The 17703-nt window shown below is 72.3% G+C and carries 13 protein-coding genes; 6 read left to right on the plus strand and 7 right to left on the minus strand.

The window, feature by feature from the left end; translation table 11 throughout:
• Positions 1-20 precede the first annotated feature (20 nt).
• The 6 genes from ACZ4D5_RS30030 to gcvPA form a co-directional block, all read right to left on the minus strand.
• Positions 21-2123, minus strand: coding sequence for an ATP-binding protein (locus ACZ4D5_RS30030; protein WP_467775571.1), 2103 nt, complete (start codon positions 2121-2123; stop codon positions 21-23).
• A 286-nt stretch (positions 2124-2409) separates the two neighbouring features.
• Positions 2410-3051: a GntR family transcriptional regulator gene (locus ACZ4D5_RS30035; RefSeq protein ID WP_467775572.1), complete on the minus strand. Its 642-nt coding sequence runs from the start codon at positions 3049-3051 to the stop codon at positions 2410-2412.
• A gap of 48 nt (positions 3052-3099) precedes the next feature.
• Complete coding sequence (locus tag ACZ4D5_RS30040; RefSeq protein WP_467775573.1) at positions 3100-3846, minus strand: SDR family NAD(P)-dependent oxidoreductase; 747 nt, start codon at positions 3844-3846, stop codon at positions 3100-3102.
• 23 nt (positions 3847-3869) lie between these two features.
• The gene (locus tag ACZ4D5_RS30045; RefSeq protein WP_467775574.1) at positions 3870-5009 is read right to left on the minus strand and encodes an ATP-NAD kinase family protein; all 1140 of its coding nucleotides are present in this window, start codon (positions 5007-5009) and stop codon (positions 3870-3872) included.
• Positions 5006-6601 carry an aminomethyl-transferring glycine dehydrogenase subunit GcvPB gene (gene gcvPB / locus ACZ4D5_RS30050; RefSeq protein ID WP_467775575.1) on the minus strand — a complete coding sequence of 532 codons (1596 nt, stop codon included), beginning with the start codon at positions 6599-6601 and terminating at the stop codon, positions 5006-5008. Before gcvPB ends, ACZ4D5_RS30045 begins: the two co-directional genes overlap by 4 nt.
• Positions 6598-7959, minus strand: coding sequence for an aminomethyl-transferring glycine dehydrogenase subunit GcvPA (gene gcvPA / locus ACZ4D5_RS30055; protein ID WP_467775576.1), 1362 nt, complete (start codon positions 7957-7959; stop codon positions 6598-6600). Before gcvPA ends, gcvPB begins: the two co-directional genes overlap by 4 nt.
• 127 nt (positions 7960-8086) lie before the next feature.
• Between gcvPA and ACZ4D5_RS30060 the strand changes: the two genes are divergently transcribed.
• The 6 genes from ACZ4D5_RS30060 to ACZ4D5_RS30085 are packed head-to-tail and all read left to right on the plus strand — an operon-like array spanning position 8087 to position 15546.
• Entirely contained in the window at positions 8087-9454 is a 1368-nt protein-coding gene (locus ACZ4D5_RS30060) for an ABC transporter substrate-binding protein (protein WP_467775577.1), read from the plus strand.
• Positions 9455-9457: 3 nt separating this feature from the next.
• Positions 9458-10390 (plus strand): carbohydrate ABC transporter permease, encoded by a 933-nt coding sequence (locus ACZ4D5_RS30065; RefSeq protein WP_467775578.1) that lies wholly within the window; start codon positions 9458-9460, stop codon positions 10388-10390.
• Positions 10387-11226, plus strand: a complete 840-nt coding sequence (locus tag ACZ4D5_RS30070; RefSeq protein WP_467775579.1) for a carbohydrate ABC transporter permease — start codon at positions 10387-10389, stop codon at positions 11224-11226. The genes ACZ4D5_RS30065 and ACZ4D5_RS30070 overlap by 4 nt, the downstream gene beginning before the upstream one ends.
• Entirely contained in the window at positions 11223-13232 is a 2010-nt protein-coding gene (locus tag ACZ4D5_RS30075; RefSeq protein ID WP_467775580.1) for a beta-galactosidase, read from the plus strand. The genes ACZ4D5_RS30070 and ACZ4D5_RS30075 overlap by 4 nt, the downstream gene beginning before the upstream one ends.
• The gene (locus ACZ4D5_RS30080) at positions 13229-13354 is read left to right on the plus strand and encodes a hypothetical protein (protein ID WP_467775581.1); all 126 of its coding nucleotides are present in this window, start codon (positions 13229-13231) and stop codon (positions 13352-13354) included. The genes ACZ4D5_RS30075 and ACZ4D5_RS30080 overlap by 4 nt, the downstream gene beginning before the upstream one ends.
• The gene (locus ACZ4D5_RS30085) at positions 13351-15546 is read left to right on the plus strand and encodes an MGH1-like glycoside hydrolase domain-containing protein (protein ID WP_467775582.1); all 2196 of its coding nucleotides are present in this window, start codon (positions 13351-13353) and stop codon (positions 15544-15546) included. Before ACZ4D5_RS30080 ends, ACZ4D5_RS30085 begins: the two co-directional genes overlap by 4 nt.
• A 5-nt stretch (positions 15547-15551) precedes the next feature.
• Here the strand turns inward: ACZ4D5_RS30085 and ACZ4D5_RS30090 are convergent, their stop codons facing one another.
• Positions 15552-17438 carry a collagenase gene (locus ACZ4D5_RS30090; RefSeq protein WP_467775693.1) on the minus strand — a complete coding sequence of 629 codons (1887 nt, stop codon included), beginning with the start codon at positions 17436-17438 and terminating at the stop codon, positions 15552-15554.
• Between the last annotated feature and the right edge of the window lie 265 nt (positions 17439-17703).

Below are 17703 nucleotides of genomic sequence, written 5' to 3' on the forward strand. Positions count from 1 at the left end.
GCAGGGGAGGGGCTGTTGGGTCAGGGAGGCGGGGCGGGGTTGAGGGCGTGGGCGATGCCGGTGTCGAGGTCGATGGCGTAGCCGGCGCGGTACGCGGTCTCGTAGGCGTCTTCACCGAGGGCGGTGCGGGTCTGCTGTTCGCAGGCGCGGTGGGCGGTCACCAGCGAGGGGACACCCGCCTGCGCACTGCCGAGCTTCTCCCACAGTTGCGTGGTCAGGCCGAGCAGCCAGGCGGCGTCCGTGTTCTGGCCCGTGGCGGTGGCGGATTGGGCCAGTGATTCGAGGGCCATGCCGGTGCCCACGTCGTCGCGCAGCCGGTGGTTGACGAGCAGGGCGGCCCGGGCGTGCTCCTGCGCGGCCCGGTGGCGGCCGCGGGCCAGTTCGGCCGTGGCGTGGACGGTGTCGCCCCAGGCCCGCATGAAGCGCTCGCCGTTGCGTGCGCAGACGCTGCTCAGCTCGTCCAGCCAGGCGACGGCCTCCTCAAGGTGGCCTGTGAAGACGTGCGCGTGGGCGCCGATCACCAGGGCCGCCAGGGGGAGGAAGGTGAGCGGTCGCTCGCGCCAGTCCGTGGCGAGCAGGGCCTCGGCCAGCGACACCGCCTGGGCCAGGTCGCCGCGCAGGGCTGTTACGCGCAGGTCGGTGGCCGTCGCGTACGCCTGCTCCGTGTCGCCGAAGTGCGCGGCCAGGGCGGTGGACTCGGCGGCGCATTGTTCGAGGGCGGGCAGATCGCCGAGGAGGAGCAGCAGGATGCCGCTGGCGTACAGGGCCTTCGCCCGCTCCCGGGAGGGTGCGGTGTCGGAGGCCAGGGCCCGGTCCAGGTAGAGGCGGCCTTCCTTGAGGAACCCGCAGGCGTACCAGAAGAACCACAGTGCTCCGGCCAGCTCCAGCGCGGTGTGGTCGTGGTCGGCCGGTTCGGCGAGGCTGTGGTCCAGTGCGGTGCGGAGGTTGTCGTGCTCGGCGGTCATCCGGTCGTACCAGGGGAACTGGTCGGGGCCGATCCAGGCGGCGTCGCCCCGGCGGGCCAGGTCCAGGTAGTGGTCGCGGTGGCGGCGGCGCTGGACGTCCTCTTCGCCGAGGTCGCGCAGCCAGTGGGCCCCGTACTCGCGGATGGTGTCCAGCATCCGGTAGCGCTCGCCGCCTCCGGTGGGCTGCCAGGTCAGGATCGACTTCTCCGCCAGGGCGCCCAGCAGGGGCGGGATCCGCCGGGCCGGGAGGTGCTCGTCGGCGCAGACCTGCTGGGCCGTGGCGGCGTCGAGGCTGCCGGCGAAGACGGAGAGGCGGGCCCACAGGAGCCGTTCGGCAGGGGTGCACAGCTGGTGGCTCCAGCCGATCGCGGTGCGCAGGGCCTGGTGCCAGGGGGGATCGGCGTCGTAGTCCGCGGACTCGGTGTTGCCGAGGACCGCGTAGCGGTCGTCCAGGCGCTGGTTGAGCTCGGCCAGCGACAGCTCGCGCAGGCGGGCGGCGGCCAGTTCCAGGGCGAGCGGCAGTCCTTCCAGGCGGCGGCACAGCCGGGCGGCTTCGGCCAGGTCGGATCCGGGGAGGACGAACCCGGGCACTGCCGTGGCGGCCCGCTCGGCCAGCAGCACCAGCGCGTCCGCCGCGTCATCGTCATCGGACTCGGGGACCGGCAGCGGCTCAAGGGTGAGGACTTCCTCCCCGGGCAGGCCGAGGGTGCGGCGGCTGGTGGCCAGGATGCGCAGCCCGGGGGCGGTGGTCAGCAGCGTGGCCACCGCCTTCTGACAGTCCTCCACCAGGTGTTCGCAGGTGTCAAGGACCAGCAGTGCCTCCCGCTCGGCCAGGTACTCGGCCACGACCTCCAGCATGGGCCGGGTGGTCTGGTCGGTCAGCGGCAGCGCCTCGGCGAGGGCGTAGGGCAGCACGTGGCTCGCCCGGTTCACCGGTGACAGCTCCACCCACCATGCCCCGTCCGGGAACGCGGACTGCTGGTCCTGTGCCGCCCGCAGTGCGAGCCGTGTCTTGCCCACTCCGCCGACACCGGCCAGCGTCACCAGCCGGGACCGCCCCAACAATCGGCGCAGCTCTGCCAGTTCGTCCCGTCGCCCGACCAGCACCGTGGTCTCCGCGGGCAGGTTGCCTGCTGCCCGCTGTCGCCGTGCGTCCATGATCGCCTCCTCCGTCCCGATCCGGGATGCGCGAAGCTCCCGCCACCCGCCGCTCAGCGGGACGATCAGCAGGAAGAAGCCTCCCGTCTCCCGTCGGCCTGCGGGACGATCAGCAAGAAAGTGCCCGACTATGACTACGGCGGACCGTGACGGCGCGGAAACGGACGACCTCGCGCCCAGCCACGCAGGCGGCCGCACAGCAGCACCGTGCACACAGGATCGGACCCGTCCTCGGATCACGGGAAGCGGCCCCAGGCGCTGCCGCTCCTGATCCTTTGGACAGGCCCTAGGGCTTGAGGCGTTTCAGGATGCGGTCCATTCCGCTGTTCCAGTTGTCCTCCAGTGCCGCCGTCGCCGCCTCCAGGTCGCCGCGCTGCAGGCACAGCGCGATGCGCTCGTGCTCCTCGGCGGAGCGCTCCAGGACGTCCTGGTCGCCGAGGGCCACGCGCTCGTAACGGTGCATCGTGACCTTCAGGGACGTGATCAGCTGCATCAGGCGGCCGTTGGCGCAGCCCGACAGGAGCAGGTCGTGCCAGGCGTCGTCGTAGCGCTCGATCACGTCGTGCGGGGCCTGCGGGGCGGCGAACGCCCTTGCCTCCGAGAGGAGTTGCGGGGCGATCGTCGCGAGGTACTCGGGGGCGGTGGACCGCAGGGCGAGCGCCTCCAGGGTGGTGACGATCGCCGTCAGGTCGCGGAACTCCTGGGCGCTCAGCGGCGTGAAGCGGAAGCCCTTGCCGCGCTCGCTGGTGATGACGCCCTCGCGCTCCAGCGTGATCAGCGCCTCGCGCAGCGGCGTACGGCTGACACCCAGCTCGGCGGCCAACTGCACTTCGTTGATCGTCTCGTTCGTGGCGATCGTGCCGCTGCCGAGGCGCCTGAGCAGTTCCTCCTTCACCTGCTCACGCAGCGGTCGGTTCTCGATTGGCATGTGCGGCGGCCCTCCCCTTCGGTTGCTCGATTATCCGCCACCGGCTGGTCAGGCGGTACCTGCGCCGTCGACGGGGATGATCGCCCCACTGATGAACCCGGCCGCGTCGGACGCCAGGAACGCCACCGTCCGCGCGATGTCGTGGGGCTGGCCGACGCGGCCGAGGGGGCGGTCGGCCGCTTCGGCGTAGAACGCGTCCGCCCGCTCGCCCAGCTGCCGGGCCTCCTCCGCCAGCATGCCGGTGGCGGTGTCGCCGGGGCACACGCAGTTGACGCGGATGTTGTCCGGGCCGTGGTCGATCGCCATGGCGCGGGTCATGTTGACGACGGCACCCTTCGACGCGCAGTACGAGACCGCGCGGGCGCCGCCCGAAATGCCCCAGCCGGAGCCGGTGTTGATGATCGAGCCGCCGCCCCGGGCCGCCATGCCCGGGATGACGAGACGGCTCATCAGCAGGATCGAGCGCACGTTCACCGCCATCACCAGGTCCCAGTCGTCCTCGGTGATCTCGCACACCGTGGAGCGGCGGATCACGCCCGCGTTGTTGAAGAGGACGTCGACGCCGCCGAAGCGGTCCTGGGCGGTGGCCACCACGGCCTCGCAGTCGGCACGCCGCGACACGTCACAGCGTACGAAGACACCCCCGGTGTCCTTCGCGGTCCGCTCGCCGCCCTCCGCGTCGATGTCGGCGACCACGACGCGGGCGCCGAGCTCGGCGAGGACCTGGGCCGTGGCGCGTCCGATGCCGGCGCCGCCACCGGTGACGACGGCGCGCTTTCCGTCGAGAGAGATCATCGTGTGCTCCTTGTCCCTGGGGATCAGCTGGTCACGGGGTAGAGGGAGACGCGCCGGTGCCCGGTGAGCACCGGCAGGTATCCGGTCAACTCGGCGTCCAGGGCCGGGTCACCGGTGTCGAGGAGCAGCGGGCGGCCGCCGAGCGCCGCCAGCTTCTGCTCCGGGCACAGGACGAGCAGCCGTTCGCGGCCGCCCGCCGCGCGCAGCACGCGAGGCGAGATCTGCTGGTTGCCGCGGCCGAGCAGGAAGCCCTGGCCGCCGATGGGGGAGAGCGCGATCCAGCAGCGCCCCCGGCCGATCCGCGCGAGCAGCTCCGCCTCGCCCGCGTCGCGCGCCACCACCTCGGCGCGGCCCTCGCGCAGGGCCAGCACGTCGACCCCGGAGAGCGAGGCGTCGGCGCCGAGCGCGCGGGCCACGGCGCGGGTGGTGCTGCCGGGGCCCAGGACGAGCAGCCCGTCGCCGACGCGCCCCGCGGTCTCCGCCGCGATGCCCCAGGACGCCTCGGCGGTGGCGGCCGTGCCGCCCGTCTTGCGCTGCTGCACCCGCGCCGGTACGTCGGGCACGGGCAGCCAGCCGAAGAGCCGCGAGGCCACCCGGCCCTCGCGCAGCGCGGCGTCGTCGCGGTCCATGACCTCGGAGTCCCGCAGCCGTACGCCGCCCTTTCCCGTCAGCCAGGCTGCGGCGACCTCGCCCGCCGCGCGCGGGCCGACCGCGAAGACCGCCGAGTGCATCTTGACGCCGGTCGGGATGCCGAGGACGGGGCAACGGGCTGCGCCGAGCGCGCCCAGCACGTCGCGCGCGGTGCCGTCGCCACCGGCGAAGAGCAGGAGCTCGACGCCGGAGCGGACGACGGCGCGGACCGCGGCGAGGGTGTCGGCGGGGGTGGTACGGGCGGGCACGGGCACCCGTACCGGCACCGGCTCAAGACCCGCCGCCCGCACCGCATCCGCCCCCATCACCCCCGGCACGGTCACGACCACCGGATCCGGGACCACGGCCCGCAGCGCCCGCACCGCCTGGGCCGCGCGCGCACCGGCCAGCGGGCGTGCCCCCAACTCCACCGCGCGCGCGGCCCGTTCGGGCCCGTCCGTGCCGCCGAGACCCACCCGGCCGCCGAGCCCGGCGACCGGGTTGACCACCAGGCCGACACGCGGGGTCCTCACGCCGGCTCGCCCAGGATCTTGCGGCGGTAGGCCCGCCAGGACACCGCCCACGTCTTCGGGTCGTCCAGCGCCTCGGGCCGCACCCGGTGGACGCTGGAGCGGTGCGGCGCCGTGCGCACGGTCTCAGGGTCCTCGTACGCCTCGCGCGCGACCTCCGCGAGGATCTCCGCGTACTCGTCGAGGTCGGCCCGGCTGTAGGACTCGGTGGGCTCCAGGGTCATCGGCTCGGGCACCACGTAGGGATGGTGGCTGGTCCAGTAGTGGGTGCCGAAGTCGGCGGCGCGCAGGCCGATGTCCTCCGAGTGGACGCCGGTGTCCTCGTGCAGCTTCTGCCAGCTGTAGCGGACCTGCTCCACGCGCGGCCGTCCCTGCGCGTACGGCACCGAGACGCCCGGGATCCGCCGGACCTTGTGGAGCAGGTAGTTGTTGTTGAGGACCGCCGTCTCGGCCGCCGCCCGCAGCCCCTGTGCGCCGAGCGACCTGATCCAGGCGTACGCGCGCACCAGGTTCGGCACGACTCCGTAGAACGGCCGCATCTTGCCGACCGAATGCGGCCGGTCGTGATCCAGGAACAGCCGGTCTCCTTCCGACTCCACTGTGGGGTAAGGGAGATACGGCGCCAGCTCCTCGGTCACCGCGCAGGCGCCCGCCGCGGGGCCGCCGCACGCGTGCGGCGTCGAGAACGTCTTGTGCAGATTGAAGTGGCACAGGTCGAAGCCCGCGTCACGGGCGCGGGTGATGCCGAGGATGCCGTTGGCGTTCGCCTGGTCGTAGGAGCACAGGCCGCCCGCCTCGTGCACGATCCGCACGAACTCCTCGATGCGCGGGTTGTAAATGCCGGTGTCCTCCGGGTTGGTGATCAGCAGGGCCGCGGTGCGCGGGCCGACCGCCGCCTTGAGGGCCCCGATGTCGGGGTAGCCGTCCGCGTCCGGGTGCAGCGTGATCACCTTGAACCCCGCGGTCTTCGCGCAGGCCGCGTTCGAGGGGTGCGAGAAGACCGTCGTGATGACCTCGTCGCGCCGCTCCAGCTCGCCGCGCGCCGCGAAGTAGGCGCGGATCATGGCGACGTTCGTGTAGATGGCCGCGGAGCCCGCGGCGGGCTGGAGCGAGACCCGGTCCATGCCGGAGATCTCGCACAGGAGCCGCTCCAGGTCGTGGATGACGCGCAGCACGCCCTGGACGGTGTCCTCGTCCTGGAGCGGATGGAGCGCGGCGATCCGGGGGTCGCGCACGAACCGGTCGTTGACCTTCGGGCTGTACTTCATGGTGCAGGTGCCCTGGCCGACGTCGATGTTCAGGTCGGCGCCGAGGTTCTCCTGCGAGAGCCTCAAGTAGTGGCGCAGAACCTGCTGTTGGGAGAGCTCGGGCAGTGCGGGCGGTGCCGTGCGGCGCAGGGCGGCCGGGATCCGCGGGACGGCGAGCGAGGGGTCGGCGGCCGGTGGCAGCACACCCCGCTTACCCGGCCCGCCGAGCTCGAAGACCAGCTTCTCGTCCCAGGAGGCCTGCCGGAACCGGCGCAGCCGCGGCTTCGCCGCGATCCGCGCGTCCTCGGGCGTCACCGGCACGGGCGCGGACGCGTGGTGGTCGCTCACTTGACGATCTCCTCCAGGGTCGCGGCGAGCCGGTCGATGTCGGCCTTGGTGTGGACTTCGGTGACGCAGTACGCCGCTTCCCGCTCGCCGGTCGGCACGCCGCCGAAGATGCCGCGCTCCTTCAGGCGGGCGCGGATGTCGGCGGCCGTGCGGGAGCCGGTGTAGCGGACGGTGAAGTCGGCGAAGTGCAGGGCGTCCCCGAACGGCACGTCCACACAGGAGACTTCGGCCAGGCGCCGCCGCGCGTACGCGGTGAGGGAGAGGATGGTCTCGCCGATCTCGCGCATGCCCCGCGGCCCCATCAGTGCCAGATACACCCCGGCGCCGATGCCGTGCAGCGCGGCCGCCGTGCCGACCCACTCCTTGCCCTCCTCGCGCCGGGCGAAGGAGGTCCGTTCATAGGCGACGTCGCCGAAGCCGTACTCGCCCTCGACCTCGGTGGGCACCAGCCCGAACAGGCGCGAGGGGAACTCGGCCACCAGGTGCTCCTCGTCGCGCGTCGCGATGAACCCGGCGTTGCCGCCGCCGAAGCTCTGGTGGATGCCGAGCGGCTGGATGTCGCCGCACGCGATGTCCGCGCCGTACGAGGACGGCGGGGCGAGCACGCCAAGGGTGAGCGGATTGCAGCCGACCACGTACAACGCCCCTGCCGCGTGGGCGAGTTCGGCGAGCTCGGGAAGGTGCTCGTCGACCAGTCCGACGGCCGAGGGGGCCTCCGCGTACACGGCGGCCGTGTCGCCCGGGTCCAGTGCCCCGCGGATCGCGGCGAGGTCCGCGCGGCCGGTCTCCCGGTCCACGGGGACGAGCGTCACGTCGTGGTCGGGCCGTACGTAGTCCCGTACGCGCGACAGCTTGTCCGCGTCGAGCGCCGTGGCCACGACGAGGCGGCGGCGCCCTGTGATCCGGCCCGCCATGCGCAGCGCCGTGCCCGCGGCCTGGAAGCCGTCGTACACGGGGACGTTGACGACCTCCACGTCGAGCAGTTCGGCCATCATCGACTGGTACTCCCACAGGGCCTGGAAGCGGCCGTGGTCCTCGTACGGTTCGCCGGCGTACGCCGTGAGGAACTCGGCGCGGTTCACGACCTCGTCGACCACCGCGGGGACGTGGTGCTGGTAGCAGCCCTTGCCGAGGAAGCTGAGGGCCTGACGGGTGGTGGTGTTGCGGGAGAGCAACTCCTCCATGTGCCGGGTGAGTTCGGCCTCCGAGCGCAGCGGCTCCGGCAGGTCGAGGGGGCGGTGCAGGCGGATGGAGTCGGGGATGTCGGCGTAGAACTCCTCGACGCTCGCCGCGCCGATCTCGTCGAGCATCGCCTGTCGGACGGCGGGCACCGCGTTCGGGATGTACGGGTGGGTCATGCCGCACCTTTCGCGTGTGCAGAAGTCTTCGGGTGCAGAAGTCTTTGTGCGCAGGCCTCTTGACGGTCGGTCATGTCATTCAGTGTTCTGAATACAGAATTAGGCATTCAGTCCTCAGGAGGCAAGAGTGTCAACAAGACCACCCCGGCGGCGAGTTGTGGCCGCGGGACTCGCCGCCTCGGCATCCGCGCTGCTCGGCTCCTGCGCCATGGGAGGGGCGGGCGGAGCGGGCGGCGGCCCGCGTGAGCTGGGCGGCGAAGGGGAGGACGAAGGCCCCGAAGGCACGGGAAGCCGCAAGCTCACCGGCAGGATCACCGTCTGGTCGTGGGACGTGGCCGCCACCGCGATGAAGCGGCTCCGGCACGCCTTCCAGGAGCGCCACCCGGACGTGCGCGTCGACGTGGTCGACATCGGCTACGACAACGCCTACGACAAGATCACCGTGGGCCTGCGCGGCGGCACCGGACTCGCCGACGTCCTCACCGTCGAGGGCGGCTACCTGCCCCGCTACACCGCCAACTTCCCCGGCGGCTTCTACGACGTGGCACGGCGTGCCCGCCGCCACGAAGCCGACTTCGACCGCGCCGCCTGGCGCACCGTCACCGGCGGCACGGACGGCACGAAGGTCTTCGGGATCCCGTGGGACATCGGCCCGTGCGCCCTCTTCTACCGCGCCGACCACCTGCGCGCCGCCGACGTCGACCCCAAGTCCCTGCGGACCTGGGGGGACTACCTCCGCGCCGGCGTCCGCGTCAAGCGGGCCACCGGGCGCAAGCTGCTCGTCCACGATCCGACGGGAGCGGGAATGTTCCCGATGCTCCTTCAGCAGCAGGGCCAGTCCTCGTTCCGCGGCGGCCGCATCGCCCTGGAGACCCCGGCCGCCGTACGGGCCCTGACGCTGATGAAGCGGCTCGCCGAGGAAGGGCTCCTCGCCTACGAGAAGAACTGGGACGGCCTGGTCACCGCCACCAAGGACGGCAAGGTCGCCACCACCCCCAACGCCGCCTGGTGGACGGGCACCCTCACCGGTGAGATGCCGGAGCTGAAGGGGAAGTTCGGCGTGGTACCGCTGCCCGGGTTCACCGCCGACGGCGTACGCACCTCCAACATCGGCGGCTCCACCCTCTGCATCCCCGCCCAGAGCGAACACCCCGAGACCGCCTGGGAGTTCATCCGCTTCGTCCTCGCCGACAAGGGCAACCAGGTGGCCATGCTCAAGCGCGACGGCCTCTTCCCCGCCTACCTGCCCGCGCTCGAAGACCCGTATCTGAGCCGGAGACAGGAGTACTTCGGCGGACAGCGCACGGGTGCCGTGTTCGCGCGACTCGCCCGGCGCATCCCGCCCATCGAGTACACGAAGGACGACGCCAAGGAGAAGGACATCACCATCTCCGCCGTCAACGGCGTGCTGCTGCACGGCGAGGACCCGCGCGCCTCCCTCGTCTCGGCGGCCGAGCGGCTCGCCGACGCGACCGGACGAAAGAGAGTGGCGTAGCCCATGGTCGCCCTGAACTCCGGGCAGCGCACCGCCGTGCCCGCCCGCACGCCCGGCCCGCCGCGCCGCCCCCGGCGCCGCGCCCGCCTGTCGGGGTGGATCTTCGCGGGCCCCGCCGCCGCGCTGTTCGCCCTCTTCTTCGCCTATCCCCTCGGCGCGAGCCTCCTGCAGTCGTTCACCACCGAGGACGCGGGAGCCCTGCGCTGGGTCGGCCTCGACCAGTACCGACGGCTGCTGCACGACCCGGCGTTCGCCGAGTCGCTGCTCAACACCGGGCTGATCCTCGTCGTCCAGGTCCCGGTGATGATCTGCCTCGCACTGGTCGTCGCCGCACTCCTCAACCAGTCGTGGCTCCGCTTCCGCGGCACCTGGCGCGCCGTGCACTTCCTGCCCGCGGTGACCACGCTCGTCGCGTACGCCGTGGTCTTCCAGGTCCTGCTCAAGACCGACAACGGCCTCGTCAACCAGGCCCTCGGCGCCGTCGGCGCGGGCCCGGTCGACTGGCTCAACGACCCGACCTGGGCCCGCGTCTCCCTCGTCCTCACCCTCACCTGGCGCTGGACCGGCTACAACGCCGTCATCCTCCTCGCGGGTCTGCAGTCCATCGGCAAGGACCAGTACGAGGCCGCCGCCCTCGACGGCGCCTCCACCTTCACCACGTACAGGCGCGTGATCCTGCCGCAGCTGCGGCCCGTGGTCCTCTTCTGCGTCGTCACCTCCACCATCGGCACGCTCCAGCTCTTCGACGAGAACTACGTCCTGACCCGGGGCGGCCCCGACGACGCCACCCTCACCCCCGTGCTGCACCTCTACCGCGTCGGCTTCCAGCAGTTCGACTTCGGGTACGCCGCCGCCATCGCCTGGGTGGTGGTCGCGATCATCGCCGCGGTCTCCGCGCTCCAGTACCTCGCCTTCGGAAGGGAGCGCCGCCGATGAACCGCGGCCCTGCCGTCGTCACAGGCGTCGGAAGGATCGCCGCGCGGGCGGTGCTCCTGCTCGGCGCGGTGGCCGGCCTCGTGCCGTTCCTGTGGATGGCGATCGCCGCCACCCACTCCTCCGCCGACCTGTTCCACTCGCCGCCGCCGTTCCTGCCCGGCGGCGAACTCCTGGACAACCTCGCCCGGCTCCAGGACACCATCGGCTTCGGCCGGGTCATGCTCAACAGCCTCGGCATCGCCGTCGTCCAGACCGCGCTCAGCTCCCTCGTCTCCGCGATGTGCGGCTACGGCCTGGCCAAGTACCGCTTCCGGGGACGGGGGCTGGTGCTCGCCGCCGTGCTCGCGACGATGATGATCCCCTTCCAGGTGCTGCTCGTGCCGCTCTTCCAGATGATGGCGAGCATCGGCTGGATCAACTCCTACCAGGCGGTGATCCTGCCGTTCCTCGCCAATTCCTTCGGCATCCTCCTGATGCGCCAGGGCTTCGTCGACTTTCCCGACGAGCTCGTCGAGTCGGCCCGCATGGACGGCTGCGGCGAGCTGCGCACCTTCTACCGCGTCGTACTGCCGTGCGTGCGGCCGCAGTTGGGCGCCCTCGTCATCTTCACGTTCACGGCGGCCTGGAACAGCTTCATCTGGCCCCTTCTCGTGCTCAACACGGAGGACAAGTACACCGTGCCCGTCGCCCTCAACACCCTCACCGGACTCTCCCGCGTCGACTACTCCGGACTGATGCTCGGCTCGCTGCTCGCCACCCTGCCCCTCATGGCGCTGTTCCTGCTGTTCCAGCGGCAGTTCGTGGCCGGCCTGCTCGGCGGGGCGGTGAAGGGATGAGCGAGCGCCTGACGTCCGTGCCCGGACTGCTCTACGGCGGCGACTACAACCCCGAGCAGTGGCCCGAGGAGACCTGGGCCGAGGACGCCGCGCTGATGAAGGAGGCCGGGGTCACCCTGGTCACCGTGGGCGTCTTCTCCTGGGCCCGGCTCCAACCCGGCCCCGACGCCTGGGACTTCGGCTGGCTCGACCGGCTCATGGACCTCCTCCGCACCCACGGCATCGCCGTCGACCTGGCCACCGCCACCGCCTCCCCGCCCGCCTGGCTGGTGCGCGCCCACCCCGAGATCCTGCCGGTCACCGCCGACGGCGTACGCCTCGAATTCGGCTCGCGCCAGCACTACTGCCCCTCGTCCCCGCACTACCGGCAGGCGGCGCTGCGCCTGACCCGCGCACTGGCCGAGCGGTACACCGGCCACCCGGCGCTCGCCCTGTGGCACATCCACAACGAGTACGGCGACCACGTCACCGAGTGCTTCTGCCCGTGCTCGGCGGCGCACTTCCGCGCCTGGCTGCGGGAGCGGTACGGCGGCATCGGCGCCCTCAACCACGCCTGGGGCACGGCCTTCTGGTCCCAGCGGTACGGCACCTACGACGAGATCGAACCGCCGCGCACCGCGCCGGGCCCCGTCAACCCGACCCAGCTCCTGGACTGGCGCCGCTTCTGCTCGGATGCCCTGCTCGCCCTGCACCGCGCCGAGCGCGACGTCCTCGCCGAGGTGAGCCCCGGCACCCCGGCGACGACCAACTTCATGTCGATGCTGAAGGAGCTCGACTACTGGCGGTGGGCCGAGCACGAGGACTTCGTCTCCGACGACGCCTACCCCGACCCCGCCGACCCCCGGGCCCACGTCACCGCCGCCCTGAACTACGACCTGATGCGCTCACTCAAGCGCGGCAAGCCGTGGCTGCTGATGGAACAGGCCCCCTCCGCGGTCAGCTGGCGGCCGGTCAACGTCCCCAAGAAGCCGGGGCTGCAACGCCTCTGGTCGCTCCAGGCCGTGGCCCGCGGCGCCGACGGCGTCCTGTACTTCCAGTGGCGCGCCTCGCGGGCGGGCGCGGAGAAGTACCACAGTGCCCTGCTCCCGCACCGCGGCACCGTGTCGCGCGGCTGGCGCGAGACCGTCCGCTTCGGCGCCGAACTGGGCAGGATCGCCGAGGTCGCGGGCAGCCGCGTCACCGCCTCCGTGGCCCTCGTCCTGGACTGGGAGTCGTGGTGGGCCCTGGAGTCCGACGACCATCCCTCCGCCCGCATGCGCTGGCCCGACCTGCTCCGCCCCTGGTACGCGGCCCTGCACGCGCGCGGCGTCACCGCCGACTTCGTGCCGCCGCACGCCGGGCTCTGCGGCTACCGCGCGGTCCTCGCCCCCAGCCTGCACCTGCTGCGCACCGCCGACGCCGAGCGGCTCACCGCGTACGTCCACGGTGGCGGCCACCTCGTCGTCGGACCGTTCAGCGGGGTCGTCGACGAGCACGACCACATCCACGACGGGGGAGCGCCGGGACCGCTGAGGGACGTGCTCGGCCTGTCCGTCGACGAGTTCTGGCCGGTGCCCGACGCCGAAACGGTGCCCCTCGCCTCCGGCGCCCGGGCCACGGTGTGGAGCGAGTGGATCGAGGCGGAGGACGCCGAGCCCCTCGACACCTACGCCGCGGGACCGCTCGCGGGCCGGCCCGCCGTCACCCGCCGCACCCACGGCGCGGGCACCGCCCGGTACGTGAGCTGCCACCTGCCCGACCACATCGCGGACGTCCTCGACCCGGCGCTCGCCGAAGCGGGCGTCACCCCGTGCGCGCCGGTCCCCGAAGGCGTCGAGGCCACCGTCCGCACCGGCCCCGACGCCTCCTACCTGTTCCTCCTCAACCACACGGACAGGACCGTCGAGATCGAGGCCGACGGCACGGACCTGCTCACCGGGGCTGCGGTGAGCGGCGCCGTGCACCTCCCGCCGCTCGGCGCGGCGGTGCTCCGCACGACCACCCCTTCTGGAGGTGAGCGTTCGTGACCGGCCCTCGCGCGCCAGGCGTCGCGTCCCGGCCCGCGCACGCGGCCCCCGCCGTCACGGAGTGCGCCCCCGCCTACGCCGTGCTCCGCACCCCCGACCTTCCCGGAGGCATCCCCTCGTGACCGGACCCCGCACCTCCCGCCTCGCGTTCCTCACCGCGCTGCTGCTCGCGGGCGGCGCCGCCCTGGCCGCCCCGCCCGCGAGCGCCGGCCCCGCCCCCACGGCCAAGGACCCCGCCACCCCCGCCTACGCCGACGTCCTCGACCTGCACGGCACCCCCACCGCCGCGCTGCCCGGCGGCGACGACGACGTCAACCGCGTCAACGTCTTCGCCGACCGGGGCGCCTGGCACGCCTACGCCCTGCCCGAGCCCGGCGACCGCTCCGCGTACGGCGGCTTCACCGGGCCCCTCTACATCGCCCAGGAGTACCCCTGGTGGCTGAGCGGCTCCTTCAGCCGCATCCGGCTCACCGAGGACGGGCACGCCCTCGACCTCGCCGCGGGCGGCGCGCCCCGCCTCACCTCGCTGCCCGGCCGGCTCGTCCAGTCCTACGACCTCGGGCGCGGCCTGCGCCTCACCCTGACGCTGCGCTTCGCCACCCACCGCAGCGCCCTGATCCGCGCCGAGGTCCGCAACACAGGGACCGCCCCGCGCACCCTCGGCGCCGACTGGACCGGCAGCCTCCTGCGGCCCGCGAAGGCGCCGATGCGGGACGCGCCGCGTCTTGCCCCGACCGCCACGGGCGTCGGCGTCGACTTCGCGAAGGTGCGCGAGACCTGGGACTACCTCACCGACGGCACCGAGCGCTTCGAGGTCACCCACAAGGAGCCCGTGCGCACCACCGTCGACGGCGACTCCTACCGCACACGCACCACCGCGCCGGTCTTGCTCGCGCCCGGGGCCGCGCACCACTTCGACTGGACCGAGTCCTACACCTTCACCGCCGCCGAGCGCGCCCGTCAGGCGCGGAGCGTGCGCACGGTCCTGGCCCGCCCGCAGGCGTACGCGTCGGCCGGCGACGCCCGCTGGCGCGGCTATGTGGCGGGGGTGACGCGCGGCGTGCCCACCGACCGGCGCCGCACGGCCGTCAAGTCCCTGCAGACACTGGTCACCAACTGGCGTTCGGCGGCTGGGCAGTTGAAGCACGACGGCATCACGCCGTCCATCTCGTACAAGTGGTTCACCGGCGGCCTGTGGTCCTGGGACACCTGGAAGCAGGCCGTGGGCACCGCCCGCTTCGACCCGGCGCTCGCGCAGACGCAGATCCGCGCCCTGTTCGACTGGCAGATCACGGCGGACTCGACGACCCGCCCGCAGGACGCGGGGATGATCCCCGACGCCGTCTTCTACAACGCCCCCGCGCGCGACGGCGGCAACTGGAACGAACGCAACTCCAAGCCGCCCCTGGCGAGTTGGGCGGTGTGGGAGGTCTACCGCAAGAGCGGCGACCGCGCCTTCCTGCGCGAGATGTACCCGAAGCTCGCCGCCTACCAGGCCTGGTGGTACCGCAACCGGGACCACGACCACGACGGCCTCGCCGAGTACGGCGCCACCGTCGACCCGGCCAACGACTCCACGCGGGAGCGCCGCCTGGCCGCCGCCTGGGAGAGCGGCATGGACAACGCGCCCCGCTTCGACGCCGAGCTCGGCACCTCCGTCGTCGCCAACCGCGCCGCCGACGGCACCCTCCTCGGCTACTCCCTCACCCAGGAGTCCGTCGACCTGAACGCCTATCTCGCCCAGGACCAGGACCACTTGGCGCGCATCGCCAAGACGCTGGGCGAGCGCGCCGACGCCGCGCGCTGGCAGCGCAGGGCGGACGCGACGCACGCCGCCGTGCGTGCCACGATGTACGACCCGGCCACCGGCTGGTTCCACGACATCGGCCTGGACTCCGGCACCCGGCTCACCGCCCGCGGCCGCGGCATCGAGGGCGCCGTCCCGCTGTGGACGGGCTCGGCGTCGCGGGGCCAGGCGCGGGCGGTGCGGGCCATGTTGATCGACTCGGCCGAGTTCGCGACGACGGTGCCGTTCCCGACGGTCGCCAAGTCGTCCCCGTACTTCTCCGCGACCCGCTACTGGCGCGGCCCGGTCTGGCTCGACCAGGCCCACTTCGCCCTCGGCGGCCTGCGCCGCTACGGCTACGACCGCGACGCGGACGCCCTCACCGACCGCCTGCTCGCCGACGCGGCCGGGCTGACGGGAAGGGCCCCGGTCATGGAGAACTACAACCCCCTGACCGGAGCCCCTCTCAACGCGCCGAACTTCAGCTGGTCGGCGGCGCTGCTGCTGCCGCTGCTCGACCGGTCATGAGACGGTCACCGCCCGGCCGTGGCGTCGCAGTCGCCCGCGGCGCACCGGTCCAGCCATGCGTCGAAGTCGGCGTCGTAGCGGGTGCCGATGGTGCCGGTGAGCAGCGTGCGGGCGGCGTCCCAGTCGCCCGCGCGGTAGTGGCCGAGGAGGGTCGCCACGTCCTGCGGGTGGGACTGGAGCAGATAGCGGACCGCCAGGTAGCCCCACTGGTAGGTGCGGGTGGTGTCGGTGTTCTCGTAGGTGGTGTCGAAGAGCGTGCTCAGCTTGTACGTCTTCTTGCCCGCCTCGGCGACGGCCTTCTCGTACGTCTCGCCCCGGTAGGAGTAGGAGATGTACTCGGCGAAGCCCTCCACCCACATCACGGTCGGCGTCTTCATGTTCTCCGTGAAGTCGCCGTACATGTTGAAGCGGCCGTCGAGGTAGTGGGTGTACTCGTGGTTCAGGTTCCAGATCTGGAAGTCGGGGCGCACCCACTCGGCCTCGTACGCGATGAAGCGCGGCAGGTTGCCCTGCTGTGCGGGGTTGCCCTCCAGGTACATGCCGCCGTTGTCGGTGTCGATGCCGAAGACCACACCGGCGTACGTCTGGTAGTCGGTGCTGGAGTCGAAGGCGACCACTTCGAGGGTGGTGTTGTGGTCGTCCTTGACCGGTCCGCTGTCCTTGGCCACGCCGTGGAAGAAGTCGTCCTGCTTGAGGAGGCTGTCGCAGGAGGCGGCGAGCTCGGCGGCGGTCATCTGCTGGGCGACGATCTTCAGGGAGCCGCCGCAGGTGTGCTTGACCGTGAGCACGGCGTCGCGCACCCGGTTCGCCAGGTCGCAGGTGCCGTACTGCGAGCAGTTCTCCTTGTCGTAGGCGTCCGTCATCTCGGCGACGCCGATCCAGAGCCTGGCGGTGCGGCCGGTCATCCGGCTGCGGTCGAGGAGCTCCTTGGCCAGCGGGGTGACGGCGGGCCTGAGGTCCGCGTGCTGCAGGAAGCGGCCGAGCTCGCGCCCCGCGTTGTAGACCAGGTAGGACTTGTCGGTGCCGAGCAGGCCGTCGTGCCTGACGGCGAAGTCGCGCAGGATCGTGAGGTTGCTCCGGTCGGCCTTGACGGCGGCGAGGAACGCCGGGACCTGGTGGCCGCGGAAGTAGACCTGGAAGGTGTTGTTCACCGCCGCGACCATGCCCCAGAACTTGTCGTACGAGGCGTCGTAGCCGTTCAACAGGCGCTTGGTCACGTGCAGATAGCGGTCGTTCTCCTGGGCGCTGTCGACCAGGGTGACCGCCTCGGCCAGGGTGGTGCCGTTGGCCTCGGTGACGTCGAAGGCGTGGGACGAGCCGAAGAAGGCGTCGAGGCCGCCCTGGATCGCGCTCTTGAGCGCGGGGCCGTACTCGCCGACCTCGTCCTGGTTGCCCCACTGCACGTAGTAGCCGGCCCGCAGGTACAGGACGATCTGGGCGGCGGACGTGGTGTTGTCACCGGGGTAGGCGGAGCCGACGTCGCGCAGCGCGTTCGCCACCGTCACCATCTGCTCCTCGCGGAACAGCGCCCCGGCGTCCGGACCGGTCACGGAGAACAGGGTGTTGACGCAGGCGGTCTCGACGCTCTTGATCTGCTGGACCAGGGCGTCGCCGGTCTTCGACGCGAAGTCGGAGACGCGGCACTCCGCGGCCTTGCCCCTGGCCTTGCGGGCCTTCTCCGGGGCGACCTGGATCGGCGGCCGCTTCGACACGTCCTTGGACGGCTCGGCCATGCGCTCCGCCTCGGCGTCGGCCGGTGTGGGGGTGGCGGGCCGCGGGGCGGCCTTCGCACTCGGCGCGACGGGCTTGCCGGCGGCGGCGTTCGCCGTGGCCGCCGTGTCGAGGGGGGTGAGCAGGGCGAGTCCCAGGCAGGCGGCGAGGGCGGCTATCAGTGCTCGCGCGCGAGTGCTCGGTGTGGGGGGTCTGGTTTTCAAGGTGGCCTCCGGGCCGGGTCGCGGCCGTGTCATGCCAGGTCATGTCATGCCCACGGCGGATGTGTGACATGTACCATTGCACACGTCACATGGCCCTGAAAAGCCGTTGTGCGCAAGGGAGTTGGCGGGCGGGCCCGCCCAGGGAAAACCAGTGGTGCCGCGACGCCGCCGTCCCCTACGCTCGGCCGAGCAAGCCGTTGAGCACGTATGCACGCACGCACGT

The organism is Streptomyces sp. NPDC025651 (assembly GCF_055558735.1).

What these genes read in the sequence shown, in the direction of transcription:
- ACZ4D5_RS30075 (WP_467775580.1), top strand. Translation starts at nt 11,223, where the DNA reads ATGAGCGAGCGCCTGACGTCCGTGCCCGGACTGCTCTACGGCGGCGAC.
- ACZ4D5_RS30065 (WP_467775578.1), top strand. Translation starts at nt 9,458, where the DNA reads ATGGTCGCCCTGAACTCCGGGCAGCGCACCGCCGTGCCCGCCCGCACG.
- ACZ4D5_RS30070 (WP_467775579.1), top strand. Translation starts at nt 10,387, where the DNA reads ATGAACCGCGGCCCTGCCGTCGTCACAGGCGTCGGAAGGATCGCCGCG.
- ACZ4D5_RS30035 (WP_467775572.1), bottom strand. Translation starts at nt 3,051, where the DNA reads ATGCCAATCGAGAACCGACCGCTGCGTGAGCAGGTGAAGGAGGAACTG.
- gcvPA (WP_467775576.1), bottom strand. Translation starts at nt 7,959, where the DNA reads ATGACCCACCCGTACATCCCGAACGCGGTGCCCGCCGTCCGACAGGCG.
- ACZ4D5_RS30040 (WP_467775573.1), bottom strand. Translation starts at nt 3,846, where the DNA reads ATGATCTCTCTCGACGGAAAGCGCGCCGTCGTCACCGGTGGCGGCGCC.
- ACZ4D5_RS30030 (WP_467775571.1), bottom strand. Translation starts at nt 2,123, where the DNA reads ATGGACGCACGGCGACAGCGGGCAGCAGGCAACCTGCCCGCGGAGACC.